At 62.1% G+C, this 25999-nt stretch carries 24 protein-coding genes and 1 pseudogene; 14 read left to right on the top strand and 11 right to left on the bottom strand.

Annotation, left to right across the window (positions count from 1 at the left end; translation table 11 throughout):
• Nucleotides 1-12 precede the first annotated feature (12 nt).
• Together QX041_RS08450 and QX041_RS08445 are read right to left on the bottom strand one after the other, a co-directional pair.
• Nucleotides 13-978: a D-2-hydroxyacid dehydrogenase family protein gene (locus tag QX041_RS08450; RefSeq protein ID WP_316164940.1), complete on the bottom strand. Its 966-nt coding sequence runs from the start codon at nt 976-978 to the stop codon at nt 13-15.
• 445 nt (nt 979-1423) lie between these two features.
• Nucleotides 1424-1642, bottom strand: a complete 219-nt coding sequence (locus tag QX041_RS08445; RefSeq protein ID WP_042340407.1) for a multiprotein-bridging factor 1 family protein — start codon at nt 1640-1642, stop codon at nt 1424-1426.
• Between the two features lie 118 nt (nt 1643-1760).
• On the opposite strand from QX041_RS08445, the gene QX041_RS08440 reads away from it, so the two are divergent.
• A complete protein-coding gene (locus tag QX041_RS08440; RefSeq protein ID WP_316164939.1) occupies nt 1761-2144 on the top strand; it encodes a hypothetical protein in 384 nt (127 codons plus the stop codon).
• 334 nt (nt 2145-2478) lie between these two features.
• Here QX041_RS08440 and QX041_RS08435 read toward each other — a convergent pair whose 3' ends face one another.
• From QX041_RS08435 to QX041_RS08410, 6 genes are all read right to left on the bottom strand, one after another.
• Nucleotides 2479-3669, bottom strand: coding sequence for a M24 family metallopeptidase (locus QX041_RS08435; protein ID WP_316164937.1), 1191 nt, complete (start codon nt 3667-3669; stop codon nt 2479-2481).
• Complete coding sequence (locus QX041_RS08430; RefSeq protein ID WP_316164936.1) at nt 3666-4595, bottom strand: D-2-hydroxyacid dehydrogenase; 930 nt, start codon at nt 4593-4595, stop codon at nt 3666-3668. The genes QX041_RS08435 and QX041_RS08430 overlap by 4 nt, the downstream gene beginning before the upstream one ends.
• A 34-nt stretch (nt 4596-4629) precedes the next feature.
• Nucleotides 4630-5934 (bottom strand): TRAP transporter large permease, encoded by a 1305-nt coding sequence (locus QX041_RS08425; RefSeq protein ID WP_316164934.1) that lies wholly within the window; start codon nt 5932-5934, stop codon nt 4630-4632.
• Nucleotides 5931-6452 carry a TRAP transporter small permease gene (locus tag QX041_RS08420; RefSeq protein WP_316164932.1) on the bottom strand — a complete coding sequence of 174 codons (522 nt, stop codon included), beginning with the start codon at nt 6450-6452 and terminating at the stop codon, nt 5931-5933. Before QX041_RS08420 ends, QX041_RS08425 begins: the two co-directional genes overlap by 4 nt.
• Nucleotides 6453-6511: 59 nt before the next feature.
• Nucleotides 6512-7471, bottom strand: coding sequence for a TRAP transporter substrate-binding protein (locus tag QX041_RS08415; RefSeq protein ID WP_316165435.1), 960 nt, complete (start codon nt 7469-7471; stop codon nt 6512-6514).
• A 205-nt stretch (nt 7472-7676) separates the two neighbouring features.
• Nucleotides 7677-8480, bottom strand: coding sequence for an IclR family transcriptional regulator (locus tag QX041_RS08410; protein ID WP_316164930.1), 804 nt, complete (start codon nt 8478-8480; stop codon nt 7677-7679).
• 261 nt (nt 8481-8741) lie between these two features.
• On the opposite strand from QX041_RS08410, the gene QX041_RS08405 reads away from it, so the two are divergent.
• From QX041_RS08405 to QX041_RS08350, 12 genes are all read left to right on the top strand, one after another.
• Nucleotides 8742-9581, top strand: a complete 840-nt coding sequence (locus tag QX041_RS08405) for a cyclase family protein (protein ID WP_315718702.1) — start codon at nt 8742-8744, stop codon at nt 9579-9581.
• Nucleotides 9581-9931, top strand: a complete 351-nt coding sequence (locus QX041_RS08400; RefSeq protein WP_315718701.1) for a cupin domain-containing protein — start codon at nt 9581-9583, stop codon at nt 9929-9931. The genes QX041_RS08405 and QX041_RS08400 overlap by 1 nt, the downstream gene beginning before the upstream one ends.
• Nucleotides 9928-10737, top strand: a complete 810-nt coding sequence (locus tag QX041_RS08395; RefSeq protein ID WP_316164928.1) for an SDR family NAD(P)-dependent oxidoreductase — start codon at nt 9928-9930, stop codon at nt 10735-10737. The genes QX041_RS08400 and QX041_RS08395 overlap by 4 nt, the downstream gene beginning before the upstream one ends.
• Nucleotides 10738-10772: 35 nt before the next feature.
• On the top strand, nt 10773-11717 hold the full coding sequence (locus QX041_RS08390) for a 3-hydroxyacyl-CoA dehydrogenase family protein (RefSeq protein WP_316164926.1): 945 nt from the start codon (nt 10773-10775) through the stop codon (nt 11715-11717).
• A 53-nt stretch (nt 11718-11770) separates the two neighbouring features.
• Complete coding sequence (locus QX041_RS08385; protein WP_316164925.1) at nt 11771-12610, top strand: 3-keto-5-aminohexanoate cleavage protein; 840 nt, start codon at nt 11771-11773, stop codon at nt 12608-12610.
• 68 nt (nt 12611-12678) lie between these two features.
• Nucleotides 12679-13341, top strand: coding sequence for a DAPG hydrolase family protein (locus tag QX041_RS08380; protein WP_316164924.1), 663 nt, complete (start codon nt 12679-12681; stop codon nt 13339-13341).
• An 82-nt stretch (nt 13342-13423) separates the two neighbouring features.
• A complete protein-coding gene (locus QX041_RS08375; protein WP_316164923.1) occupies nt 13424-14653 on the top strand; it encodes an amino acid ABC transporter substrate-binding protein in 1230 nt (409 codons plus the stop codon).
• A gap of 64 nt (nt 14654-14717) precedes the next feature.
• Nucleotides 14718-15590 (top strand): branched-chain amino acid ABC transporter permease, encoded by an 873-nt coding sequence (locus tag QX041_RS08370; RefSeq protein WP_316164922.1) that lies wholly within the window; start codon nt 14718-14720, stop codon nt 15588-15590.
• Complete coding sequence (locus tag QX041_RS08365) at nt 15587-16567, top strand: branched-chain amino acid ABC transporter permease (protein WP_316164921.1); 981 nt, start codon at nt 15587-15589, stop codon at nt 16565-16567. Before QX041_RS08370 ends, QX041_RS08365 begins: the two co-directional genes overlap by 4 nt.
• Nucleotides 16564-18084, top strand: coding sequence for an ATP-binding cassette domain-containing protein (locus QX041_RS08360; protein ID WP_316164920.1), 1521 nt, complete (start codon nt 16564-16566; stop codon nt 18082-18084). Before QX041_RS08365 ends, QX041_RS08360 begins: the two co-directional genes overlap by 4 nt.
• A gap of 27 nt (nt 18085-18111) precedes the next feature.
• Nucleotides 18112-19116, top strand: a complete 1005-nt coding sequence (locus QX041_RS08355) for an amidohydrolase family protein (protein WP_316164919.1) — start codon at nt 18112-18114, stop codon at nt 19114-19116.
• 78 nt (nt 19117-19194) lie between these two features.
• Entirely contained in the window at nt 19195-20142 is a 948-nt protein-coding gene (locus QX041_RS08350; protein ID WP_316164918.1) for a LysR family transcriptional regulator, read from the top strand.
• A gap of 56 nt (nt 20143-20198) precedes the next feature.
• Here QX041_RS08350 and QX041_RS08345 read toward each other — a convergent pair whose 3' ends face one another.
• The 3 genes and pseudogenes from QX041_RS08345 to QX041_RS08335 all read right to left on the bottom strand — a co-directional run bounded on the left by QX041_RS08345 (nt 20199) and on the right by QX041_RS08335 (nt 23960).
• A complete protein-coding gene (locus QX041_RS08345) occupies nt 20199-21296 on the bottom strand; it encodes a hypothetical protein (RefSeq protein WP_316164917.1) in 1098 nt (365 codons plus the stop codon).
• 510 nt (nt 21297-21806) lie between these two features.
• Entirely contained in the window at nt 21807-22418 is a 612-nt protein-coding gene (locus QX041_RS08340; protein ID WP_410051860.1) for a glutathione S-transferase family protein, read from the bottom strand.
• A 91-nt stretch (nt 22419-22509) separates the two neighbouring features.
• Nucleotides 22510-23960: pseudogene (locus tag QX041_RS08335) on the bottom strand (carotenoid oxygenase family protein).
• 561 nt (nt 23961-24521) lie between these two features.
• Between QX041_RS08335 and QX041_RS08330 the strand changes: the two are divergent.
• Nucleotides 24522-25970, top strand: coding sequence for an aldehyde dehydrogenase family protein (locus QX041_RS08330; RefSeq protein WP_316164915.1), 1449 nt, complete (start codon nt 24522-24524; stop codon nt 25968-25970).
• Nucleotides 25971-25999 lie beyond the last annotated feature (29 nt).

The raw sequence follows: 25999 nt of genomic DNA, 5'->3' as shown, positions 1-25999 counted from the left end.
CGGGTCCAGAGATCATGCGGTCAGGACCCGGATCGGCTTGCCGTCGAGCCAGGCGGCGATGTCCTCCACGGCTTGGCTGAAATAGGTCTTGTAGCTGTCGCGCGCGGCATAGCCGAGATGCGGCGTCAGCAAAGTGTTGGGCGCCGACAGGATCGGCGCATCCCGCGGCAACGGCTCGACGTCGAACACATCAAGCGCTGCGCCGGCAATCCGCCCGTCCCTCAGCGCGGCAATCAGGGCGACCTCGTCGACAAGGCCGGCCCGCGAAGTATTGATCAGACAAGCCGACGGCTTCATCTGCCCCAATTCCGCAGCGCCCACGATGTTGCGAGTCCGCTCGCTCAACACGACATGCAGACTGATGAAGTCCGAGCGCCAAAATAGCTCGTCCTTTTCGACAAAGTCGGCGCCCGCCATTGCCGCATCCTGCGGGGTCAAGTTCTGGCTCCAGGCGATGACGTCCATGCCAAATGCCCTGCCGTAACCGGCCATCTGAGCGCCGAGCCGGCCGAGCCCGAGGATGCCGAGTGTTAAGCCCCTCACGGCAACGCCCATGCGCGTCTGCCAGCGTCCCTCGCGCAGCGCGCGGTCCTCCACCACAATATTTCGCGACAGCGCCAAAAGCATCCCGAAGGCCAGCTCGGCGGTCGAGCTGCTCCCGGTATCGGTGCCGCAGACCGGGATCCCGCGCGCCGTGCACGCGGCCACATCGATGCCCAGATTGCGCATCCCCGCGGTGACCACGAGCTTAAGGTTTGGCAGACCGCCGATCAGCGACGCCGGCAATTTCGTGCGCTCGCGGATGAGCATGATCACGTCGAACGGCAGCAATCGCGCCAGGAGCGCGTCCCCCGTGACGTTGTCATTGAAAAACGTCGTCGTGGCACGGGGTTCGAGTGAGCTCCAGTCGGCGAGCGACCGCGCGACGTTCTGAAAATCGTCGAGCACAGCAACGCGAACGGGCGTGACTGCTGGCATGAAATCGGCTCCGTCCCTCCGCCCAGATCGTGTCGATCAGGCGACGTTTTCGTTGGAGAGGATACCTAGTCCGAGCATTAAGGGGCCAGCATCAAGCGAATTCCAGCAGCTGGAACCGTTTGCGAGGGGCCTAAAATGGATAGCCTCAATGCACGAACGGACGGACCGCGCACCGATCTTGCCTCAATCGACAGCTGAAAAGGCTGACCCACGACGGTTCGTCAAGAAGTCTCAACGAGCATCGTAGATATGGGAATTGGCTTGGCATGACGTTGACGTATGCCAGAATTCACCGGTTCTGAACTTCAACAGGCTAGAGCACGATTCAGAACGAAGCAGCCGAAGTCGTCAACCGTCTTAATTCAGGCTCGGCTCCAGAAGCAGCCCGTGGTGGCGCGGCAATCGTCCTGAACTGTAAGTGAGTGCCAACGCGTGAAGCAGTCTGTCATCGCACTAAGCGAACTCCAGGATGATCGCCGTCGATGAATTGTACGCCCGCGGCCTCAAGAGCGCGCCTGACAGCCGCCAGATTGTTGATTGACGGAATACGGCGGCCTTTTTCGAAATCACGAATTGTACTCTCGCTCAAATTGGACCGAGCAGCCAATTCAGCCTGAGACCAGTCGAGCAAACCACGAGCCGCCCGAGATTGATCGGGAGTCATTCAACCGCCATTTCATGGGGACACGATTTTCGTTTAACAGCCACGAAAAGCGTTGACATCCGCGAATTTAAACGCTAACCGTTTAACATTATCGGTTTCCGTGTACCGAGCTGAAAAAATGCGTGATCACGCCGAACGCACCAGCCCCGAGGAAGCTACCGGAGACCTAGACGCTCCTTTGGTCGCCTTCGAAAACCAGTTCTTGGCGTTGATAGCTGAACTCAATCGTGACGGTGAAAACCTCATGCAGTCCGACGAGTACCTGACGGCGCGGGATGAAGCCCTCCTGGCCCGCCTTGATCCCGTTGAACGAGCCATCATGGGGACTCCCGCCTATACGATGACGGGCTTGAGTGTGAAGGCCCGTCACTTGGCCTACGTTCTGTCGGAGTACTGGGAAGCCCCAATCGATCAAATAGGTTGGGAAGGACGAGCGGTGCGTCTGCTCGTTGAAGCCATATGCAACGTCGCAAGCACGCCCTTAAGCATCCGAGAGCCATAAGTCAGAAAACAGCCCTGCGTTTGAACGACACCCAGGCTGGCACTCCCTAGGGAAGCGGGCAACCCCAACAAAATCAACGGACTAGAACATCGTTTGGGGAAAGATTGCTCCGTTGTTTTACAAGGTCATTCTAGAGAGTCACCCAAACAGAGCCGCGGGTCCTCAAGCCTTCTAGGGCAACAGGCACACAGAATCCTTGAGCCGTTCGCTGGCGCACCGTTGATTGCGACGAAGAGCTGTCTGGGTTCAAGTGCAGCGTCGGCATCAAACAAAGACAGCGGAACCTTTGAGCTTTGACGACCTAAGCCGCCCAAGCGGTAGGCAATGCGAACCCTTATAGCTCGAATATCCTCTTCTCGGTCCGGTGCAGGCATGACCCCGGTCCTTCGGGACCGATGATGTAGTTATCGCAGATCACCGCAAAGATCGCTTCGGTCTCATATCCCGGATGCACGGCGAGGTTCATTCCTGAAGCGACTGCCATCGTCTCGTCGCGCCGGATCAGCGGGCGCTCCACCATGTCATAGCCCTGGCTGTGCGCATAGAGCCTCACCTCCGGCGGCAGGCCGCGTGAGGTCATGTACGCATCGTGAGCCGCCGCAATAGACTGCGCCGACATTCCCGGCTTGAGCAGCGACAGCGTATGCTCCTGTGCCGCCTTCACGGCCGCAAAGCCGTCACGCAATTGCGCACTCGCCTTGCCCAGCGCTAAGGTGCGCGCAATCTCGCAAAAGAAGCCGCCGGGGCCGTTGACCTCGATCAGCAGCGACAGATGATCGCCCTCGGCCAGGGTGCGGCCCTGGAAGTGCCGGCCCATGAAGGGCGAGCGGATGCCGATCTTGGCTGACGCACCCAGGAAGATGCCCTGCTCGCTGCCGAGCTGCTGGGCCTTCATCTGCGCAGCCGAGGTGACATCGATGTCGCGCAGGCCAGGACGGATCACGCGGCAGACATGCGCGAACACCTCATCCTGCAGCGCCGCGGTGCGCCGGATCAGGCTCTGCTCCTCCTCGCTCTTGATCGCCTTCAGCGCGTCGAGATCCGCGGTGACGTCGGTGATCTCAATATTAGCAAGTCCGTCGCGCAGAGTATCGCTGAACCCCGCGAGAAATCCGCTGGCATTGGCGAGCCCGACCCGCCGCACATTCCGCGCCAGCAAATCCCTCACGGTCAAATCAGCATCATAGCGCACCGTGTAGTCGATCGAAGGAAACGATGGCGTCGTCAGGATGGTGCCGACACCGCGGTGGACAGGGTCCTCGCCCTTGAGCGAACGTCGGCCATCAAAGACCCCCATTTCGATCACGGTCATCAGGTCGTCAGCATAGAACAAGACCGTCCGAGGATAGCCGTTATTGGCGGGAATGTCGGTGAGCCATTTGACATTTCCACCGAGCCAATCATTGGTGGCCTGCACAATGACGACATCGATGTCGTGCCGCTTCATCGCTACCCGCATCGCGGCCCAGCGCCGAGCGAGTTCAGAATCGCTGATGCGGACCGGGATTCGTTCTTGCATGCTCATGCGGCAGCTCCAGCTTGACCCAATATGATCCGGTTGCGCATCCGCGCATGATCCCCGGTCACGAATGCCCTTACGTTCTCGACGACAAGCGGCAGCAGCTGCTCGTCATAGCAGTCGCTCATGCCGCCGAGATGCGGCGTGATCAGCACGTTGTCCAACTGCCAGAGGGCGCTGCTGGCAGGTAGCGGTTCAACGTTGAAGACGTCGAGCCCTGCCCCCGCGAATGTCCGCCGCTGCAGCCTTTCGATCAGCGCGGCTTCGTCCACGACCGGCCCGCGCGCCAGATTGATCAGGAAGCCGTGGGATGGCAGCGCGTCGAACACCGCTCCGTCGATCAGGTGCCGCGTCTCCGGCGTAGAAGCTGCAAGTACGATCAGGAAATCCGCCTCTCGCGCTGTGCGCACCAGCTCGCCACGGGGACGGATCGCGTCAAATCCAGCCGCCTCGTTGCGCGCGTCGCTGATGCCGATCACGCGCATGCCGAATGCCTGACAGCGCAGCGCGAGCTCCTCGCTGATCGTCCCGATACCGACCAATACTGCGGTTTTTCCGAGCAGAAGCCGCTGTGGCCAGCGCTCCCATGCCGAGCGATGCTGGTTGTCGACCATCCGTGGCAATCCCCGTCCCAGCGCCAGCATGTGCATGAACGCCATCTCCGACATCTGCGGCCCGTGAATGCCGCGCGCCGAAGTGACGAGGATGTGGCGAGGCAAGCCAAGCGCCAGCAAGGGATCGACCCCGGTGGTGAAGGCCTGAATCCATTGCAGCTGCGGGGTCGCCGTGACCAGACCGGGCGTAATCGACTGCGCGAGTCCCATGAGAACCTGTGCCGAGGCTGCGTGCGCCAGCACCTCCGACGCGGACTCGCCGGCATGGATGATGACCTCCGGACAGGCCTCGGCGAGACCGGCCGCCAGACGCGGCACGTCGTGCGTGATAACGACGATCTCGAGAGGACGATCAGCCATACAGGATCCTCGGCAGCCAGAGTGCGAGTTCAGGAAAGATCAGGAGCAGAGCGAGCAGCACGAAGGGCGCGATCAGGAACGGCAGGATGCCGCGATAGATGGCGCCGAGGCTGATGTCAGGCACCTGCGCCTGGATGACGAACAGGTTCATGCCAACCGGCGGATGGATCAGGCCGAGCTCGACCACGATCACCACGATGATCGAGAACCATACCGGATCGTAGCCATACTGCGTGACCAACGGCAGGAACACCGGGACCGTGATCAGGACCATGCCGATGCCTTCGAGGAAGCAGCCGATCACGACATAGGCGACGATGATGATGCCCATCACCGCAAGGCCAGGCAGGTGCAGCGACTGCGCGGCCGTGGCAAGCAGCTGCGGCAATTGCGTCTGGACGACGAAATTTGCGAAATAGGTCGCACCGATGATGATGGCGAAAAGCAAGGCCGAGGTCGAAACCGCGCCCTCGACCGCCTGAAACAGCTGGGCCGCCGACAGCCTGCGGCCGATCACTCCGAGCACGATCGCGCCGAATGCACCAAGCGCTGCGGCTTCGGTCGGACTGAAAATGCCGCCATAGATGCCGCCGATGGTCAGCGTGAACAGCAGCACGAATTGCCAGGGCTGACGCAGCGCGCCGAGACGCTCGCGCCAACTGACGGGCTTGCCAAGCGGAGCCAGCTTCGGGTTCAGCTTCGCCGCAAGCAGCGCCAGCGCGACATAGGACACGGTGAGGATGATCGCCGGAAACAGCGCGGCTGCGAACAGCTTTGGCACCGACTGCTCGGCGATGGCGCCGTAGATCACCAGGATGATCGATGGCGGGACCAGAATGCCGATCGATCCTCCCGCCGCAATCGCGCCCGCGGCAAGACCATCATCATAGTCCGCCTTGCGCATCTCCGGCAGCGCAATACGCGACATGGTGGCCGCGGTCGCGATTGATGAACCGCAGACCGCGCCGAAACAGGCGGACGCCCCGATCGCCGCGACCGCGAGGCCACCGCGCACGCCCGACAACAGCAGGCGCGCGGCGTTGAACAGATCGGCCGACAGCCGCGTGCTCGAAGCAACGTCCCCCATCAGGATGAACAGCGGAATCACCGACAACGGGTAGGAATTCGCGACGTCGAACGGCGTCGTGCCCAGAGTGGTGAAAGCCGCGGCCCAGCCATTTATGATGGTGTTGCCGGTCAGGCCGACGATGATCAACGCCGCCCAGACCGGAATGCGAAAGAACAGCAGCGCAAACAGCGCGAGAACGCCGATCGCACCGATCCACTGGACGCTCATGCCCCCTCCCCGCCTTCGGCATGAGATATCCTGCGCGAGGTCGGCACTGGTCTCACTAAGGGTCCGAGCGCACACAGCAGCGTGCCGATCAGGCCGACGATCGCAAAAATCCAGAGCACCCAGAGCTGCAGGCCCAGCTCCAGCTTGCGATCGCCGTAATCATAGGCCTGCAGGGCGGGCGCGATCATCGCCGCGGTGACGAGGATGAGGAGCGCAACCGAGATAATGTCTGAGAGGCGCACCAGCACGCGCTCGACCCGCGAGCTCACCAAGGAATCGATGATGTCGATCACGATGTTCTTGCGGGCAAAGAAACTTGCCGACATGCCGTGAAAGACAAAGACGACGAGGCAGGCCTCGACGATGTCATAGGCCCCGCGGATCGGGCGGTTGAAGAGGAAACGCAAGGTCACGTCGACGCATGTGCTGAGCATCATGATGACCAGTGCGATCATCGCAAGCCGGAGCTGAGTTGTCTTCAGACGTGCGGTGAAGGTTTCGAGAGGCGCGGCGGCCATGCTGATATCCTGTCGCAGGACACTGCCGAGCTTCCGGCAGGTGTCAGGTGGCTTCCGCTTCAGGCCGTGTAGGCGTCGAGAAACGCCTTGCCCGGTTTGCCTGCCCCTTCGAGCTCGCCAAGGGCCTTGTCGCGCAGCGGCGCAAGAATCTCCTTCACGCGGGACAGCTCAGCATCGGCGAGCTGCGAAATCTGCACGCCCTTGCCGGTCATGTAGGCACGGCCCGCTTTCTCGCTGGCGTCGAACGCGGCGCCGAAACGTTCGGCCATTGCAGGCCCCGTGGTCTTGTCGATCAGCTGTTGCAGATCGGCCGGCAGCGACTTGAACTTATTTGGATTCATGGCCACCGCGAAGGTCGCTGTGCTGACGCCCGGCTCCAGCGAATATTTGATCACGGTGCCCAGATCGAAGCTCTGGCACGCTTCATATGGAAATGTGGCGGCATCGATGATGCCCTTGGAGAGGCTGTCTGCTGTCTCCGCCGGCGGCACCGCGAGCGGCGTTGCACCGAGCAGCGGAATGATCTGCGCGAACTGTTCGCCTGCATAGCGCACCCGCAAGCCCTTGAAATCTTCAAGCTTGGCGACAGGACGCTTGCTGGTGTGGACCATGAGCGGATTGGTCACCGCCATCCATAACACCTTCATACCCGGATGTTCTGGATAGAGATAGGTCGGCGCCAATTCCGTGAGCCTGCGTGACGTCACGGCGCTATTGTTGCCCGCCTTCGGCGCCGAATAGGGCAGCGCCACCAGATCCGCCATTGGGAAACGGCCGGGGGTAGCGCCATGGAGACCGACCGCGATGTCCACGACGCCGTTGCGCACCAGATCGAATTGGCGGTTGACCGGCCCCAGCTGCGACGCCGGGAAGATATTGAGCGCGAGCTGCCCTTGCGACTGCTCGGCAAGGCTCTCACCCCATTTTGTCAGCTCGCGGTGGAAGGTGTGGTTGGGCGGCAGATAATGCGAGACCTTCAGCCCGATGGGCTCTGCCCTTGCGGACCGTGAGCCGACCATCCCAATCGCAGCCCCCGAGATGGCTCCAAGCAGAGCCGAACGACGTGTGATCATGGCGTTTCCCTCCTGGCCTCCTGCGCCCGGAGCTTGTTCGCCCCAGTGCTGCAGCGCGGGTGTCTCGATCGGACACCTTCTGTCGCTGTATTGTTATTCGGTTCAGCTGTATCGTATCACGGTTGCGTCTGCAAGGGCCAGCTCCGACCGCTCAGCGCGACAGAATGCCTTCCACCCTCCGCCGGAAGCCGAGCAGCTTTTCGGCAAAGGCGTCGCGGTTTTCGAGAAAGCGCTGGGTCGGCACCGGAATCGATACGGCGACGGGTCGGCCAAAATGATCGATGACGGCCGTGCCGATCGCGCTGATGCCGGCACCGTGCTCTTCGAGATCATAAGCGAGATGGGTGCGGCGGATGTCGTTGAGTTCATCGATCAGGCGCCTGCGGTTCGCCAGCGGAAAGTCGGGATGTTCGGCAAGGCTCTTCTCGATCAGTTCCTCGCTTTCTTCAGGCGAAAAGCAGGACAGCACCGCCTTGCCGTTGGCAGTGCAATGCAGCGGGAAGCGTTCGCCGACGGCCGACAACGCCGTTAGTCGACGCCGCCCCGGCACCTGGTCGACAAACACCACCGAGCCGCCCGCCAGAACTGACAGGTCGACGGTTTCGCCGACCTCCTCGCCCAAGGCGAGAAGGTGCGGACGGATCATCTCGCTGGAATTCGCACCAATGGAAGCCGCGATCCGCAACAGACCCATGCCGATCCTGACCTGTCCAGGCCCGCTCGACGTGACGAAGTCCTCGGCCATCAGCGCCGCCACGATTCGTTGCACGGTCGAACGGGCGAGCCCCACCGACTTCGCGATCTGGCCAAGGCTCAAGCCGTTCGGATGGCTCTCAAGCGTGCGCAGAATGCTGCCAGCTCGCGCCAGCACTTGAATGCCATTGCCACCACGGTCGTCAGACGGTGGCGGCGCGGAGGCTCTCGTTTTCAACGCCCGCGCTGCGGCTTTCGACATCAGTCTCCTGTCCTCCATTGATCGATCATGAGATTGGAATCTCTTCGCTAACACTTTAGCGCAGCGGCCGATGCCCGACGACGTCGGGTATGCGGATCACACCGATGCACCTGACCGACGGACGTAGCCGCCTCGCGTGAACTGTTGTCCATTCCGAATTTCGATTGACGTTTTCCATTATATGGTACATGTGTATCGCAACGTGGGGCAAGCGGGATCACTTGCCTCCAGGAAAAACGGTTTCAGAAGGGAAGGATGCGCATGTCCATCAAGATTCGGGGCATCGATTTTCAGAGCAATACTGACAACGCCATGGGCCTGAGGTTCACCAACCTCTCCCATCGCTGGGGCTTCCAGTGCCCGAACTGGCCCTATTTCGAAGACGTCAAGATCGAGCGCATCCACTACATGGCAAAGTCTGGTGTGCTGTCGCAGCGCATCACGACCTCGATGCATTCAACGACACATATCGATGCGCCGGCCCATGTGGTGCAGGGCACGCCTTTCATCGACGAAGTGCCGCTGCCGCATTTCTTCGGCTCGGGCCTCGTCGTCTCGCTGCCGAAGAAGAAATGGGAATCCATCACCGCAGATGATCTGGAAAAGGCCTGTGGCCATGCCATCCGCCCCCACGACGTTCTGATCATCAATACCGGTTGGCACAAGGTCTATGAGGACGGCGATTATTTCGCCTATTGCCCGGGGCTGGTCCCGTCAGCGGCAGATTGGATGGTCGACAAGCAGGTGAAGGTCGTTGGTCACGACACCCAGGCCAATGATCACCCGCTCGCCACCGCAATCGGCCAGCATCGCAATGGCCCGCTGCTGCCGCATCTGAGGGAGGAATATCGTGCCTGGTCGGGCGGTCGCGACTGGACCGAGGACTTCCCGGAATGGGAGCCAGTGCACAACAAGCTGTTCAAGCATGGCATCCTTGGCATCGAGAATGTCGGCGGCGATCTCGACGAGGTCACCGGCAAGCGCTGCACATTCGCGTTCTTCCCCTGGAATTGGGATCGTGGCGACGGCTGCATCATCCGCTTGGTTGCCATCACCGATCCGAACCAAGCTTACCGCATCGAGAAGGGCGAGGCGTTCTGATGCGTGTGAAACGCTTCCATGAAGCCAAGCCCTATGACGCGCCCAACCACCGCGGCGTGGTTGGCTTGCGGCTGCAGGGCTTTGAGCCGGGCGGCCCGACCAACCAATGGGTCGGCCTCTCGCAATTCCTGCCAGGCGGCGGCGCCGGTCCGGACTCGACGCCGTTCGAGAAGGTCTATGTCGTCCTTGCCGGCGAGATGACGGTCATGGTCGACGGGAAGGAGACCGTGCTCGGGCCTTACGACAGCTGCACCATCGCGCCGAACGAGATTCGCGAGATCGTCAATCGTCGCAATGATGTCTGCACGATGCTGGTCGTCATCCCCTATCCGCCGGGTGTCACACCATGAGCGAGAGGGCAAACTTCCTGAAAAATCCCCTGTCTCTGTTCGACATTAGCGGCAAAGTCGCGATCGTAACCGGCGCCTCAGGTGCGTTTGGCGCACTGGCTGTGCAGGTGCTGGCCGGTGCCGGCGCCAAGGTCGCAGCCGTCGCCGGCAATCTCGAGGCGCTGGAGAAAACGGCCGCGGACGCCAAGGCGCTCGGCGCCGAGATGCTGAGCATCCAGGCGCGCCCGAGCGATGAGAAGACCTGCGACGATATCGTTGCAAAGACCGTCGCGGCGTTCGACGGCGTCGATATCCTCGTCGTCGCCTCCGGCAAGAACGACGTGTCGAAGATCGTCGACATGGCGCCGGAGCGTTTTCTCGACGTAATGGACGCCAATGTGACGCAGTCCTGGCTGATGGCCAAGGCCGTCGGCAAGCAGATGCTGGCGCAAGGCCGTGGCGGCAAGATCGTGCTGATGTCGTCGGCGCGCGGCAAGCTCGGCCATCCTGCCGGCTATTCGGCCTATTGCGCCTCGAAATCGGCGATCGACGGCATCACCCGTGCGCTGGGCTGCGAATGGGGCGATACCGGAATCACCGTCAATGCGATCGCGCCGACGGTCTTCCGCTCGCCGCTGACGGCCTGGATGTTCGAGGACACCGAGCGGGCGCGCGAGGTCCGCAAGGGTTTCCTCGCCCGCGTCCCCAAGGGACGACTGGGCGAGCCGCAGGATCTCGCAGGCCCCCTGCTCTTCCTGGTCTCGAAGGCGTCGGATTTCTACACCGGCCACATCCTCGACGCCGACGGCGGCTATACGGCGGGATGATCCCGCCGCCTAGCTCCTAACATCTGGAGAAAGGAATGTTGCAGCGGATTGGCGTCATCGGTGGCGGCACGATGGGGCGCGGGATCGCGGCCTGCTTTGCGCTGCACGGTTTTTCGGTGAATCTGGTCGAACCTTCGGCCGCACAGCGCGCAACCATCAGGTCCGAGGTCGCAGACGGATTTCGACTTCTGGTGGATGAGAACTTCGTCGACGCGGACACGGCTGTGACCGCCTTCGATCGTATCGCTCTATTCGAAGCACTGGCGCCGGCGGTGCAAGACCGCGACTTTATCGTGGAGGCCGCGCCCGAGAAGATGGAGCTGAAGCAGGCGCTGTTGGCAGAGATCGACGGTCTGGCGCCAGCTGATGCCATCTTCGCCACCAACACGTCGAGCCTGCCGCTTGCTCCGATGGTCGCGGCCTTGCCGGAGGCGCGACAGGTCCGCACCCTGGTGACGCATTGGTACAATCCGCCGCTGCTGATGCCGCTCGTCGAGATCTCCGCGTTCGGCAACATGCCTTCCGATCTGCTCGAAGAGGTCGTAACCCTGCATCGGCAGATCGGCAAGCGCGTCGCCAAGGTGGCGAAGGACGTCCCTGGCCTGATCGCCAATCGCATTCAGCAGGCGATCGCACGCGAGGTATTCTCGTTGATCGAGCAGGGCGTCGCCGATGCCGTCGACATCGACACCGCGCTGAAATTCGGTCCGGCGTTTCGCTATGCCACGACCGGCCAGCTCGAAGTCTCCGATTTCGGCGGCCTCGATATCTGGCTGACGGTCGGCGACAATCTGCTCGCCGTCATGGATGCTTCAAAACAGGCAAGCGCCCTGCTCCGCCGCAAGGTGGCCGACGGCAAGCTCGGCGTGAAGAGCGGCGAGGGTTTCTATCAATACGACCCGACATCGACCTCATCGGTGCGCCGCGCATTTCTCGGCCGGCTGATCACGCAACTGAAGGCATCACGCACCTATCCCTGACGATTGCAGGACGCGCAAAGACGCGGGCCGCCGTAAGAAGAGGAACGACAGCCATGGCCGATACCATCATCACCGTCGCACCAACCGGCGCCTGGCCCACCAAGGAGCACAATCCCGCGGTTCCGCTGACGCCGCGCGAAATCGCCGAGGACGTCTATGAATGCTGGCAGGCAGGCGCAGCAATCGCGCATCTGCATATGCGCGACGATGCCGGCAAGGGCACGATGGACAAAGGCCGATTTATCGAGACCGTCGGACGCATCCGCCAACGCTGCGACATTGTGCTGAACCTCACCACGTCCGGCGACCTGAATGCGACCGATGAGACCCGCATGGCGCATTTGATCGAACTGAAACCCGAGCTCGCTTCCTTCGATGCAGGCTCTATGAATTGGATGCATTCGACGCTGTTCATCAATCATCCGGCATTCCTTGAGAGGCTTGCTGGTGTTATGAACGAGAACGGCGTCAGGCCGGAGATCGAGGTATTCGATCCGGGCATGCTCTACAACGCCATCCACTACATGAAGAAAAACGTATTGCGCGGGCCCGGCTATTTTCAGTTCGTACTTGGCGCAGCCGGAGGCATAGCCGCTACGGTCGAAAACCTTGTGTTCCTCAAGAGCCTCTTGCCGCCTCACGCGCAATGGTCGGCTTTCGGCATCGGCGCTGGCCATCTGCCAATCTTGTTCGCGACCCTTTCGCTAGGGGGCCATATCAGGGTCGGCATGGAGGACAACGTCCTCTACGCCAAGGGCCGCCTTGCCAAGAACAATGCTGAGTTTGTTGCCCGTGCTGCACGTCTCGTTCGCGAGGCAAACGGGAGCGTTGCAACCGCACCCGGCGCGCGGGAGGTTCTCAACCTTTCGGGGCGACCATCTCACGCCGCGTAGCAGCGGCATCTTGCGCTTGAGACGAAGACAATAAGCAAGATCGACGATAACTACATCAGGAGGAAATGGTGGAATTCGAGGACTGCAATCAGCTGCTTGATCCCGGCTATCTTCCGTTCGAGTCGGGGTACAAGGACCTCGCCGGCGGCAAGAAGCTGGTCGCGGCCTTGACCCGCATGCCGGGCTGCCGCGCCAAGATGGTCCATTGGTGGTTCGGATGGCTCGGCGGCATCGAACAATACAAGCTCTGGCATCCGCGCGATCATGTCGCGAGCGCCTGGCTCAACCGCGTCGACGGGAATTACATCGGCGCGTCCCACGTGGTCAGCGAATATCTTGCTGGTCCCACAGGCCCCGTCTATGACCTGACCATCGACTTCCATCATCCGCACGAGATCTTCGACGCTACACGCTATGACGCCTCCGGCGCGGTCGCGGTGTGCGCGCGGATCGGCGATCAGGGCGCGCCCGTCCATGTCGGCCGGATGTGCCACTTCGTGCGCGACACCGATTATGGCTGCGAGATGCGCTCGCGGTTCTGGCTCGGCATTCTCGCCGACAAGAAGACACGCGAGCCGGTGCCTGAGCACATCGCGGTCGAAGGGCGCAAGCGTCAGCTCAATGACGATTTTACCCGTCGCCTGCATCAGCACGCCACCGAGGAGATGGGCTATCTCGCCGAGATCCTGCCGGTGCTGTACCGGCGCTATACCGGCGACAACGCGTTCTGACGCATCTGCGGAACGCTCCGACCCGACGGAGCGACCGTCAATAAAACGAGGCGAAACGGCCTCACCCATCATGGAGGAAAACATGGCAACTCGCACGTCGCAGGCGGCGTTATCAGCGCCGCTTCCCGTCCTGAAGCGACTTCTTCCCGTCGCGCTGCTCACGATCGCAGCAGCCTGGACATCAACATCGGCCAAAGCAGCAGACGAGATCGTCATCGGCGCGTCGATCCCGCTGAGCGGACCGCTCGCTGGTTTCGGCAGCTTCCAGAAATGGGGCTACAGCCGGGCGGTCGACGAGGTCAACAAGGCCGGCGGCATCACCATCGACGGCAGGAAGATGCCGGTCCGACTCGTGCTGCGTGACGACAAGACCGATCCCAATGTCACAGCGGCCAATACGGAGAGCCTGCTGTCGCGCGATCAGGCGCGAGCCCTGCTCGGCTCCTGCACGCCAGCATTGGTCAATGCCGGGGCGCTGGTCGCCGAACGCAAGAAGATCCCGCTGGTCACCGGCTGCAATCCGCTCGAAGCGTTCAAGTCGGCTCGCAAATGGAATTACGCCTGGGATCTGTTCTTCCACGAGCCCGAGCTCGCCGCGATTCCGTTCAAGGTGCTGGACGATCTCAAGCTCGAGACCAACAAGAAGGTCGCGATCTTCCACGACAACGGCCCGGACGGCCAAGTCGTCGGCGGCACGCTGTGGCCGCAGATGGCCAAGGCCGCCGGCTACGAGGTCGTGCAGAACGCATCATTCCCAGTCGACAACACCCAGTTCACCTCGCTAGTTGCGGAGGCGAAAGCAAAGGGCGCCGAGGTCGTGCTGGTCGATGCCATCACGCCGCAGGCGGTCTCGATCCGCAAGCAGATTGCCTCGGCAGGCTATACGCCGAAGCTCCTCGTCATCGAAAAGGGCGCCGAGCCGGTGCAGTTCGCCGAAGCGCTCGGCAAGCTCGCCGACGGCGTGCTGGTCGGCGGCTACTGGGATCCAAGCTTCCCCTATCCCGGTGCCAAGGATCTCGCGACCGCGTTCGAAAGCGAGACCAAGCTCACCTTCAGCCAGCACATCGCCGACAGTTATGCGGCGGCACAGATCCTGCTCGACGCGATCGCGTCAGCCGGCTCGCTCGATCCCGAAAAGATAAATGCCGCGGTAGCCAAGACCGACAAGACCTATGTGGTCGGGCCCATCAAGTTCGACGAGAGCCATACCGCCAAGCTGCCGCTGGCGATGCTACAATGGCAGGGCGGCAAGACGAGCATCGTCTGGCCGGCGGACCGCGCCACCGGCAAGATCCTGTTCCCCGTGCCTTGACCGCAGACCGAAGGCCGGCGCCGATCGCGCCCGCCTTCAATGATCTCATGCGGAGCGAACGCAAATGCCCGGTCTCGATGTGATCGTCAATGCACTGATCTCTGGCCTGCTGCTCGGCGGCATGCTGGCACTGACGGCGCTCGGCCTCTCGATCATCCTGGGCGTCATGCGTCTGGTGAACCTCGCGCATGGCGAATTCCTCGTTGCGGGTGCCTACGCCGGTCTCTTTCTGCTGCAACGAACCGGCATCGATCCGCTCGTTGGACTCCTGCTGATCGGCCTCATTCTCGCGCTGATCGGGTATCCGACCTATCGCTTCCTGCTGGCGCCGCTCGCAGGCAAGGGATCCGAAGCAGCGATGATGACCATGTTCGGTCTCTCGATCATCCTGCAGAACCTGTTCGTGCTGCTGTTCAGCGCCGATACCCGCGCCATCGAGCGGGACTACGCCACAGTTCCCCTGACGCTCGGCCCAATCAGCGTGCCGCAGATCTATGCAATCGGCTTTGCCATCTCGGTCGCGCTGATCATGGCCGTGCACGTGTTGATTGCGCGCAGCCGGTTCGGCAGCGAGTTGCGCGCGAGCGCCGACCAGCCGCTGGCGGCTGCCATAATCGGAATCAATGTGAGCCGGGTCCATGCCCTGACCTTCTGTCTCGGCACTGCCTGTGCCGGGATCGGCGGTACGCTGATTGGTGTGGCGCTATCGTTCACGCCGACCAGCGGCGCCACCTATCTGCTGACGGATTTCGCGGTGATCGTGCTTGGCGGGCTCGGCAACGTGCTGGGGACGCTGGTCGGAGGCATCGTGCTCGGGGTGCTGCAGAGCGTCGGCGGGCTCACCCTCGGCGACGGCTATCGCGACCTCGTCGGCCTCGTGCTGTTCCTGGCGATGCTGCAGCTCAGGCCGCAAGGCTTCCTCGGGAGCCGCGCATGACCGTGCTAACAACGTCCGTCCCCGAACGCAGCCTGTTGCTGTATCATCCGTTCGTCCGCGTCGCGGTTGCCGGCATCTCCTTCGCGGCGCTGATGGCGGCGCCTTCGTTTCTTCCGGCCTATTTCGTCGAGATCGGATTCAAGCTGCTGCTCTATATCGTGCTGGCGGAAGCGTGGAATCTGCTCGCCGGCTATTGCGGGCTGGTTTCGCTGGGCAGTTCCTCCTTCTTCGGCCTCGGCGCCTATCTCACGGTCGGGCTACTCAATCACACGGATAGCGGTATCGGCTTGGCGCTGGCCGCCTCGGCGCTTGTGGCTATGGCGCTGGCGCTTGTGATGTCGCGCGGTCTGTTTCGGCTGCGCGGGCTCTATTTCACCGTCGGGACCCTGGCGCTCGCCGAAGCGCTCCGGCTGCTCGTCGTCAACGTGCCCTGGTTCGGCGGTGCTTCCGGCCTGTTCGTCAGCGCCGACTTGCCCGAAATCGCAGAGCTGTTTCGGGACGCCGCTCTGCTGCTCGTCGTCACCTCCCTGGTCATGACCTTGGCCACGGGCTCGCGGTTCTCAGTGCTGCTGCGAGCGGTGCGCGACGACGAGGACGCCGCAAGCCAAGTCGGCGTGCGCGCATTCCGGGTGAAGCTTGCGGCTCTCATGGTCGCCAGCGCATTGATCGCGATCGCGGGCGGCCTCCAGGCGATCAAGCTTGGCGCCATCGAGCCCTATGGCAGCTTCGGCCTGCAATGGTCGGTCGATCCGCTCGCGATCGTGATCATCGGCGGCCTCGGTATGCGCTTCGGCGCCATCGTCGGCGCGATCTTCTTCGTCGCGATCGGCGAGCTGCTCGCCGATTATCCCGAGCTTCATGTCGCGATCACCGGGGTCATTCTCATCATCCTGATCCGTTGTGCCCCGCGCGGACTTTGCGGCTTGCTGGAAACCGCGCTTCGGCGCACCGGCCTCACCAAGGTTGCGAGCTCATGATCGCCGCTGACGCGCCTCCCCTGCTCGACGCCGTTGGCCTCGGCAAGCGCTATGGCGGCCTTGTCGCAGTCGAAAGCCTCGATATCCGCCTCGACAAGGGCCGCGTGCTCGGCGTCATCGGGCCGAACGGCGCCGGCAAGTCAACCCTGATAGGGCTGCTCGGCGGCGCCATTTCCGCAAGCGCAGGACGAATCCATTTCGATGGCCACGACATCACCAGCCTGCCCGCTTCCGAGCGGGCGCGCAGCGGCATTGGCCGGACCTATCAGATTCCTCGCCCCTTCCTCGACATGACCGTTGAAGAAAATCTGGCCGTCGCGCAATTCTCGCTGTCTCCCTTCATCGCCTCGGGCACCGCCGCCGCTGAACGGCGCGAGATCCTCGATCGCTGCGGCCTCGGCGATGCTGCACACGTCACGGCGCGCGATCTGCCGCTGCTGCGGCGCAAGCGCCTCGAAGTCGCCCGCGCCCTTGCGCTCAAGCCCAAACTGTTGCTGCTCGACGAGGTCGGCGCGGGTCTCATCGACAGCGAAGTCAGCGAATTGATCGCCCTGATCCAGTCGCTGAAGGACGCGGAACGCTCGATCATCATCATCGAACATGTGATCCGGATCGTGAAGGAGTGCTGCGAGGACCTCATGGTCATCAACTTCGGCAAGGTGCTCGCCAGGGGGCCGACGACCGACGTGTTGGGGAGCGACGAGGTCGCTGCAATCTATCTCGGCACCAGCCATGGCGCCGCGGCCAGGACCTCCACTTCAGTTGCGCCGCGCGCCGATGTCGTTTCGTCGATAGCAAGCACCGAGCCGCTGCTTGCACTTGACGGCGTGTCCGCGGGCTACGGCCAAGCCCGCGTGCTCCACGACCTCAGCCTGTCGGTCATGCAGGGCCAGGTCGTCGGGCTTCTCGGCAGCAACGGTGCTGGCAAGACTACTGTCGCCCATGTCATCAGCCGCGCCTTGCCGATCACCGCTGGCCGGATCCGATTTGACGGCGAGGACATCACGCGTTTGCCGGCGCATGCGGTGGCGACACGCGGCCTCGCCCATTGCATGGAGGGGCGGCGCATCTTCGGCTCGCTGTCGGTTGAGGAAAATCTACTGGTCGCTGCACGCGGCGCCGATGCAGCAGAGCGCAAGGCGCGTCTGGCGCACGTCTACGCCCTGTTTCCGGTGCTCGCCGATCGCCGCAACGCGCCGGGCACCTCGATGTCCGGCGGCCAGCAGCAGACCTTGGCGATCGGTCGCGCGCTAATGGCCAAGCCGCGGCTCGTCATCTTCGACGAGATCAGCCTGGGCCTCGCACCGGTCATGATGGACCGCCTGTACGCGGCACTCGCCGAGCTCAAGCGCGAGGGCCTCACCATGCTCGTGGTGGAGCAGGATATCGAGCGCGCGCTCGACCTTGCCGACGTCGCGCATATCATCAACAAGGGACGGATTACCCTATCCGGGCCGCCTGCCGTCCTGCGTGCGGACGAGCGGCTGCGTCATCTTTACTTCGGGACTGAAGAGTGAGCGGCCGACGGCCGCAAGGAGATCGAAATGAAGAAGATTGCGGTCGAGGAAGCCTTCGTCACCGCCGAGATCGCCGCGGAATGGAAAAAGGTGCTAGCGCGCGCCGACGTCGAGCCCGGCTTTGCCAAGATGGGCGAAAGCATCCTGGCCGACACGCCCGGCAACGCGCTGCTGCACGGACGCCTGATCGATATCGGCAAGGGCCGGATCGCCCATATGGACAAAGTCGGTATCGACATGCAGGTGCTCTCCTTGACGTCCCCCGGCGTCCAGGTGTTCGCGCCGGATCTCGCGGTACGGCTCGCCGCCGAAGCCAACGATGCGCTAGCTGAAGCAGTGCGCGCTGTACCGACAAGGCTGGCCGGCCTGGGCGCCATTGCGCCGCAGGATCCGGTTGCTGCTGCGCGCGAGATCGAACGGATCAAGGCGCTCGGCCTGCGCGGCCTGATCGTCAATTCCCACACGTTCGGCGAATATCTCGATGCGTCACGCTACGCCCCGATCTTCGAGGCGATGGAGGCGACCGGCCTGCCGATGTACTTGCACCCGCGGGAACCTGGACCCGGAATGGTCCAGCCGTTTCTCGACTATGGCCTGTATTTCGCCGGCTGGGGCTTTGCGGCGGAGACCGGACTGCACGCCATGCGGCTGATCATGTCCGGCACCTTTGCCCGCTATCCGAAGCTCAAGATCATTCTTGGCCATATGGGCGAAGGCATCCCGTTCTGGCTGCAGCGCATCGACAACCGCTATCTGCTGCAGGTGAAAATCGGCGCCGTCGAACAGCTGCCCCGACTTCCGAGCGAATATTTCCTGGACAACTTCGTGATCACCACGGCCGGTGTCACCTCGATGCCCGCACTTCGCCTCTCGATCGACGCGCTCGGCGCTGAACGCATCCTGTTCGCCGCCGATTTTCCTTACGAGGATGACGCCGAAGCCGTTCGCTTCCTCGAGGGAGCTGCGCTCACGCAGCGCGAGAGAGAACTGATTGCATACCAAAATGCCGAGCGCCTGTTTGCGCTGTCCTGAGCGGATCGGCCACGCACCTCGGCTGGCCGCCACCCCACGAGACATGTCGCGCGATGCGGCGTCTTCGCCGGAGGGCCCATGCGGTGCCATAGACTGGACCTGAACCTACTGCTGGTGCTGGACCTGCTGCTCAAGATGAGGAACGTCAGCCGGGTTGCCGAGACGCTCAACCTGACACAATCAACGATCAGCAGCGCGCTGGCGCGATTGCGCAATCACTTCGATGACGACCTCTTGATTCAATCCGGCCGTGAGATGCTGGCGACGCCGTTCGCCGCTCAGATTGCGGAAGCGGTTGATCAGTTCGTGGCGCGCGCCCGCACGATAGCGCTGGCCCGCACCGAGTTCACGCCGGAAACCGCAGAGCACGATTTTTCCGTGGTCGCACTGGATTACGTGGCAGGCCTTCTCCTGTCCAATCTCATCAGGCGGGTCGCCCAGGTGGCGCCTGGTATTTCAATTTCCCAGCTGCCGCTTCCGGAGTCGCGCGAGCGTGCCTCGGTCGCCCAATTCGATGTCTTCATAGGCTCCAATGTTCCCTTCGATACCGCCGTCAATACTAGCATGCTGTGGGAGGAGCGGTTCGTTCCTGTTGTCTGGTCCGGCAATACGGCGGCGTCGGCCGCTGTCTCGCTGAACACGATTGCGACCTTCACCCACGTTTCCGTTGCGCTCGACGAGCGACTGAACGTCCGGATCGTCGATCAGTTCTTTCAGTCCATGGGTATCAGCCGGACCAAGACGATCCGGCTACAGAGCCTCCTCCTGGTGCCCGAGTTCATCGTCGGCACGCCATATATGGCGATTCTCCCGCTGCGCCTGGTCCTGTCTCGCGCGCAGCGCCTGCCGCTTCGTATTCTGCAGACTGATTTCGAGCTCCCGACCATCACCGAAAGGCTGCAGTGGCCTGTGCATCTCGACAAGGATCCCGCCAACATGTGGCTGCGCGACATGATCCAGGCGTCGGCAGCCGAGGTGGAGGCACGATGGTCCGTTTCGGAACCTGCCGGCCTCCCCCTGTCCTGAGCGGCGCTACGCGAGCATCGCACCGCCGCTTCGAGGCCAGGCATACGGGCAATCAGCTAGAACTTCACGGTGATACCACTATAGACGGTCTTTTCCGTGCAGGAATTCGTGCTTTGGCCAGTCGCGGCGATGGTGCACACCCCAGGCGCCGCGTTGTGATCAAGGCCGAACTTGTTCTGCCAATATCGGTAGGCAACCCAGACGTCCACAAGATGCGAGTATTTAGGACCCATCACCGCCTTACTGGCGTCGAACGTCAGCCGGATGGGCTCGCTGTTGAACTCGACCGCGCTCGCGGTGCTGAACCGTCCCGTGCCTGAGAGAGCGGGCAAGCCATTCGAGTCCCCTTTGGCCCCATACCATCCGGCGCGTCCGCTGATCGAGAAGAATTGCAGGGACAGAGGCAGGACGCCCAGGTCCATGTAGTAGTTCACCTCGACTGCCCATGTCGGCCGAAAGCTGATGTTTCCGCTGGCGTTACAGCTAACGCCCGCGATCGGCCCGCCTGCGAAAGCGGTTCCGCATTGAGTGAATGCGTTGTGGTTGGAGAACTCCCAGGACACCAGGGGCGCGACGTTGAAGTATCCCTTGTACGGCAGGTCAAACGCAAATTGCAGGCCGGCGACGACCTGTCGCTTGGCCGGCGCAAGAAAGATGTTGGCGGTCTCGGCATCCGCGCCGATTTCGAAGGAAACGTTATGCAACGGCCCGGCGCTGAATGCATTGGTGTTGAAGATCTGATTCCATCCGAAGGTGCTTCGAAACAGTCCGTAGAACTCGGTCGCCCCCGCACAATCTCCTGCTGTGAAATTGACCGTGACGCCCGCGTTGATGCAGGGCGACGCCGGGTCATTGTGACCCGACTTGAGCATCATGATATTGACGAAGTTGGTACCGTAGGCCCACGCGTCGAAGTGCGTGAGCGCATAGACCTGCTTGGCGGTCGTGCCGTTGACCGTCCCATTGGGGCCGACACTGAACTGGCCGGGTGTCGTCCCGCTCGGCATCCATGAGACAGTCGCGCGATCGTCGACCACGAAGAAGAACGGCTGATCCGGCGGCGGATTGGCCTTGACGGCCAAGTCCGCGGCATTGGCAACGGCGCTCAGTTGAACGATGATGACAGACGCAAGCAAGTGGCAACGAAATGCCATGTATCCCCCCTTTGTTTTCCGCGGCTTGCGATCCTCTTCGGAACCTTGGCCGAACGGGCTCTCTCAAGAGCTTGGCGCAAACATCGCGATCCTGGAGAGCAGACGCTTCCTAAACAAACAAAATCAATCGATATCAGCTATCGTCGTTTTTGATAGTAGCGCTTCGGATTGCTCCCGCCTCTGTTCGATTGCAGCAGGCGATCGCCTGCAAGGCGTCGCACAGGCGATACGCGCAATCAACAACTGGTCGGTTGTGATTCGAACGCAGGATCGTCGATGAGATTCGGCCTAAGTCAGGGTTGCCACAGCACTGAGCGCAACGATCTCGTCCTGCTCACCGGTCCCTTCTCATCTTTCGCTCCCCGATCGCTTTTATGTATCTGCATTGATCTCCAGGGATCACGCATCCGATCCCGGAGACCCGCCCTGTCTTGCAAGTCAGAGCTCGCAAGTCAGATCGGAACGGCGCTGTGACGACCGCGTTTCACCGGCCCAGTGCAGCATCACGCGTCAAACGAACATCCGCAGCATCTCGAGCGGCGTTTCCGAACGAGGGATCCTGAAGCTGACATCCTTCCAGTCTGCGATCGCAGGGCGCTCCAAACATTCAAGCAACCAACGTCGCATGGCCGGCCACGCCTCAATATCGATCCCGGCGAGCGGTAGAAGCGTCATGACCGATGCAACGTTCAGGTCGGCGACGGTGAAGTCCTCATTCACTAGATAAGCCTGCTTCTGTAGATGAGCGTCGAGGACGCCCCAGGGCCGCGCGAGCTTGCCGAGCGCGATATCGACCTCAGCCTCGCGTCGCGCACTCGCGGGCTCGAACAGAACTCGGTTGGCCGCAGCCAGCAGCAGGGGCTTCTCGATTTCGGCGATCACCCAGAAGCTCCATTGGGTTGCGAGCGCTTCCTCCTCCCTCGTGCGCGGCGCGAGCGGTCCGCCATACTTGCGAGCGAGATAGAGATTGATCGCAAGCGACTCGCACAGTCGCAGGCCGTCGTCCTCGAGCGCAGGGACACGGCCATTGGGGTTGATGGCGAGAAACTCCGGTGTACGCGTGCTGCCATCCTGAAAATTGGTCGGCACGTTCTCCCATTCCAACCCGAGTTCTCTGAGCATCCACCCATTCCGAAGGGCGCGCGAATGCAGCGAGCCGTAGAGCTTTATCACTGCCAGATTCCTCCGTCGTGCTGAGATCGGTGCGAGCGCATCACAGCGACCGCTCAAGTACTTTTTGGCTGACCCAGGTACCGTGAAAGCCCTCGTGCACCCGGCATGGAAACTTCACGACGGCACCGGGCCCACGGCTCAGATGCAGAGCATCGAGGATCACGAGGTCGGTCCGGTTCTCGGCTCTCCGGCCGACCATTGACAGCAGCCATCCGTCGCCTTCGGCTGCGTCGGCGCTTCGGGGAACGAAGTACGGCTCCTCGGGGGACGAGTCGGGGCCGGCGTAATAGAAATCCAGGGCTCCGGTCCTCTCGTCGAAGTGGCCCAAGCAGGTAAAGGGCGGCCCCTTCGGGCCGGACGGCAGCATGGGTCCCAGCTTCGGATTGTTGGTCCCGAACCAGTAATGCCGGGCGCGGCCCATCGCAAAGCGCGGATCGATCACCGGCATCTCGCCGATATGCGAGATGAACCGCCTGATCTCGACGTGATCGGCTTCGCTTGCGAGATCCACGATCCAGCGCTCGCCGAATGGCGGCATTTCATGGGCGTTGGGATTGTGCAGATCAGGAAACTGGCTCAGCCAGCCGGACTCCGTCACGAAATGATCGAGCACCAGCCTGCTGCCGTCTTCCCAGGCGTTGAACGTGTGCGTCTGCATCGCCAGCTTGGGCGCGGTGAACCAGCGGATAGCGTCGACGCCCTGCTCACGCGGAATCACGCCGATATAGGTCTTGCGATAGCTGTCCCAATGCCAATACGGCTCGCCGCGCTTGACGCGTTCCCAATCGCAAACCATCGGACAGATGACGAAAGCGATGTAGTTTCGCGAGACCAGGAAATCGTGCACCATGGAGCAGTACGGCGCCTTGAAGCGTTCGGTCCGAGTGAAACAGCCCTCGCGGTCGACTCGGTAGAGCTCGATTTCGTCGCTGGCCACGCCCTCGCAATTGTAGGCGAACGCGATACATTCGCCGGTCAAAGGATCGAACTTCGGGTGAGCCGTGAAGGTACGGCTCTTCAACTGGCCGCCAAAGTCGCTCTGCCCGCGAGTCTCCAGGTGATCGGATCCAGTTCGTACGGCCTGCCGGATTCCTTCAAGGCGTACAGCTTGCCGTGGTGCCACATCACGGATGTGTTCGCCGTGTTGGCGTCCTCGCCCGCAACTTCGGAGGAGTCGGTAAACGAATTGCGGTATGCACCGAATAACGCTCGCCTGGCCGCCCGCTCCAACTCGAACTTGCGCGTGCGCACGTAGCGCGTGGTGAGGTCGGCGTGCCCGCGCTCGAACCGCACCATGTGCACCATGCCGTCGCCATTCAGGAAAATGTCGCGGCCGTGCAGCGGCGGATAGGCATGGTCCGCGCTGTTGCGGTAATAGACGCCTTCGAGTTCGGGAGGAATGGCACCGACCACTTCCAGGTCGTGAACGCTGCCTTCGATGCGAACGGGTGCGGCGTGTCCCTGGAAGACGATATCATCCGGAAACTGCATCCCCTCCGCCGGCCCGACATGTTCGTTCATTTCGATTTCCTTTCACAACGAGAACGACACGATGGGATCATCGAAACCGGCGTCGCTCCATGATCGGGCGAGCGATTTCCGATGCACGGCTGGACGGCCGGCCCTCAAACACGGTGGAAATGCAGTGCTGGGTTTCGCGAAGTCTATCCGCCCCTCGTGCGGGAGATAACTCCTGAGGACGGCAATCGAAAGCCCATCAGTTGAGCTGGCGATAGCGGCGTCGACACCACCCACGCGAAGCATCCCTCCATCAACCACTCCTTTTTTGATTTTCCGAATATGTACTTTATGGATGGGCCCTCAAATCACATAACAGATTGTATCGATGAGATGTATCGACGTTGTCGATACCCACCCGTCGCGCAGTGCGGCGGTCCTCTGCCTCCTCTTCGGATCAAAGATCCGGTCCGTGCTCTTCGCTTCATGCGATGTTCAGTTTGACTTGCGGACAATTTCGAGAGTAGTCTCGAAAAACAACAAGCGCGGGCCCGGGGACTGAACCAGGGCATCCGACGGTTTTGGGAGGAATGCGTGCTCGAGGCATCATTGATCATCGACGGCGTGGAGTGGCCCGGCGCCGCCGGACGGTTCGAAAGGCGCAGCCCCATCAGCGGCGATCTGGTCACGGAAGCAGCCGCAGCGACACCCGAACAAGCCGTCAAGGCGGTCGAGTCCTGCGCGGCGGCTTTTCCCGCCTGGGCCGCGACGGCCCCCGCCGCCAAGCGCGACATTCTCCTACGAGCTGCCGCTTTGCTCGAAGCGCGCACTGACGAGTTCAGGGACGTCATGATCGGCGAGACCGGAGCATCGAAGCCCTGGTATGTATTCAACGCGAAACTTGCCGCCGGCATGTTGCGGGAAGCCGCCGGTCTTACCACCCAGGTGAAGGGAGAGATCATTCCGAGCAACAAGCCGGGAATGTTCTCGATGGCGGTACGACGCCCGGCTGGCGTGGTGTTGGCGATTGCGCCGTGGAATGCACCCGTGATCCTGGCCGTGCGGGCGTTCTGCACGGCCATTGCTTGCGGCAACACGGTAATTCTCAAGGCCTCCGAGCTTAGCCCCGGGACCCAGTTCAAGCTCGCGCAGGTGATGCACGATGCGGGGCTGCCACCGGGCGTCCTCAACTTCATCACTCACAAGCCGCAGGATGCCGGAGCCGTCGCCGAGGCGATGATCGCTCATCCGGCCGTCCGCCGCGTCAACTTCACCGGTTCGACGCGAACGGGCAGGATCGTCGCCGGAACTTGTGCCCGCTATCTGAAGCCGGCGCTGCTCGAACTCGGTGGCAAAGCTCCGATTCTGGTGTTGAGAGATGCTGATATCGACGCCGCGGTCGCAGCGACCGCGTTCGGCGCCTACATGCACCAGGGTCAAATCTGCATGTCGACCGAGCGCGTGGTTATCGATCATGCCGTCGCCGACGAGTTCGCCAACAAGCTGGCGGCGAAGGCCAGGACTCTGGTCGCTGGCAATCCGTTGACCAGCGATGTTCCGCTCGGCGGATTGATCTCCGTCCAGTCCGTTCATCGCGTGCAGGAACTGATCGCGGACGCGGTTGGAAAAGGCGCAAAGCTGCTTGCCGGCGGCGACGCGGACGGCGCGCTCATGAATGCGGCGCTGCTCGATCACGTCAGGCCCGGCATGAACATCTACTACGAGGAGTCCTTTGGACCGGTCACGACGATTGTGCGCGTCAATGACATCGAGGACGCCATCCGTGTCGCCAACGACACGGAATATGGTCTTTCCTCCGCGATCTTCACCAGGGATGTCGGTCTTGCGATGGTGATCGCGCAGCGGCTCGATTTTGGCTGCTGCCATATCAACGGACCGACCGTCAACGACGAGGCTCAGATGCCGCTCGGCGGCATGAAGGCAAGCGGGTATGGCCGGTTCGGCGGTGCCCCGGGCATCCATGAATTCACCGACGTGCAGTGGATCTCCGTCGAGGATCCCAACCAGCACTATCCGATCTGACCGTTTTGCCGCGATCGCGAGGAACATCC

The sequence above is a fragment of the Bradyrhizobium sp. SZCCHNRI2009 genome (assembly GCF_032485115.1).
Lineage (GTDB): Bacteria > Pseudomonadota > Alphaproteobacteria > Rhizobiales > Xanthobacteraceae > Bradyrhizobium.
The sequence above is the reverse complement of the archived record's forward strand: the minus strand, read 5'-3'. Positions and strand labels throughout refer to the sequence as shown.

What these genes read in the sequence shown, in the direction of transcription:
- QX041_RS08420 (WP_316164932.1), bottom strand. Translation starts at nt 6,452, where the DNA reads ATGGCCGCCGCGCCTCTCGAAACCTTCACCGCACGTCTGAAGACAACT.
- QX041_RS08340 (WP_410051860.1), bottom strand. Translation starts at nt 22,418, where the DNA reads ATGCTCAGAGAACTCGGGTTGGAATGGGAGAACGTGCCGACCAATTTT.
- QX041_RS08370 (WP_316164922.1), top strand. Translation starts at nt 14,718, where the DNA reads ATGCCCGGTCTCGATGTGATCGTCAATGCACTGATCTCTGGCCTGCTG.
- QX041_RS08355 (WP_316164919.1), top strand. Translation starts at nt 18,112, where the DNA reads ATGAAGAAGATTGCGGTCGAGGAAGCCTTCGTCACCGCCGAGATCGCC.
- QX041_RS08425 (WP_316164934.1), bottom strand. Translation starts at nt 5,934, where the DNA reads ATGAGCGTCCAGTGGATCGGTGCGATCGGCGTTCTCGCGCTGTTTGCG.
- QX041_RS08400 (WP_315718701.1), top strand. Translation starts at nt 9,581, where the DNA reads ATGCGTGTGAAACGCTTCCATGAAGCCAAGCCCTATGACGCGCCCAAC.
- QX041_RS08360 (WP_316164920.1), top strand. Translation starts at nt 16,564, where the DNA reads ATGATCGCCGCTGACGCGCCTCCCCTGCTCGACGCCGTTGGCCTCGGC.
- QX041_RS08390 (WP_316164926.1), top strand. Translation starts at nt 10,773, where the DNA reads ATGTTGCAGCGGATTGGCGTCATCGGTGGCGGCACGATGGGGCGCGGG.
- QX041_RS08435 (WP_316164937.1), bottom strand. Translation starts at nt 3,669, where the DNA reads ATGAGCATGCAAGAACGAATCCCGGTCCGCATCAGCGATTCTGAACTC.
- QX041_RS08345 (WP_316164917.1), bottom strand. Translation starts at nt 21,296, where the DNA reads ATGGCATTTCGTTGCCACTTGCTTGCGTCTGTCATCATCGTTCAACTG.
- QX041_RS08450 (WP_316164940.1), bottom strand. Translation starts at nt 978, where the DNA reads ATGCCAGCAGTCACGCCCGTTCGCGTTGCTGTGCTCGACGATTTTCAG.
- QX041_RS08385 (WP_316164925.1), top strand. Translation starts at nt 11,771, where the DNA reads ATGGCCGATACCATCATCACCGTCGCACCAACCGGCGCCTGGCCCACC.
- QX041_RS08405 (WP_315718702.1), top strand. Translation starts at nt 8,742, where the DNA reads ATGTCCATCAAGATTCGGGGCATCGATTTTCAGAGCAATACTGACAAC.
- QX041_RS08375 (WP_316164923.1), top strand. Translation starts at nt 13,424, where the DNA reads ATGGCAACTCGCACGTCGCAGGCGGCGTTATCAGCGCCGCTTCCCGTC.
- QX041_RS08350 (WP_316164918.1), top strand. Translation starts at nt 19,195, where the DNA reads ATGCGGTGCCATAGACTGGACCTGAACCTACTGCTGGTGCTGGACCTG.
- QX041_RS08410 (WP_316164930.1), bottom strand. Translation starts at nt 8,480, where the DNA reads ATGTCGAAAGCCGCAGCGCGGGCGTTGAAAACGAGAGCCTCCGCGCCG.
- QX041_RS08395 (WP_316164928.1), top strand. Translation starts at nt 9,928, where the DNA reads ATGAGCGAGAGGGCAAACTTCCTGAAAAATCCCCTGTCTCTGTTCGAC.
- QX041_RS08440 (WP_316164939.1), top strand. Translation starts at nt 1,761, where the DNA reads ATGCGTGATCACGCCGAACGCACCAGCCCCGAGGAAGCTACCGGAGAC.
- QX041_RS08445 (WP_042340407.1), bottom strand. Translation starts at nt 1,642, where the DNA reads ATGACTCCCGATCAATCTCGGGCGGCTCGTGGTTTGCTCGACTGGTCT.
- QX041_RS08365 (WP_316164921.1), top strand. Translation starts at nt 15,587, where the DNA reads ATGACCGTGCTAACAACGTCCGTCCCCGAACGCAGCCTGTTGCTGTAT.
- QX041_RS08415 (WP_316165435.1), bottom strand. Translation starts at nt 7,471, where the DNA reads ATGGTCGGCTCACGGTCCGCAAGGGCAGAGCCCATCGGGCTGAAGGTC.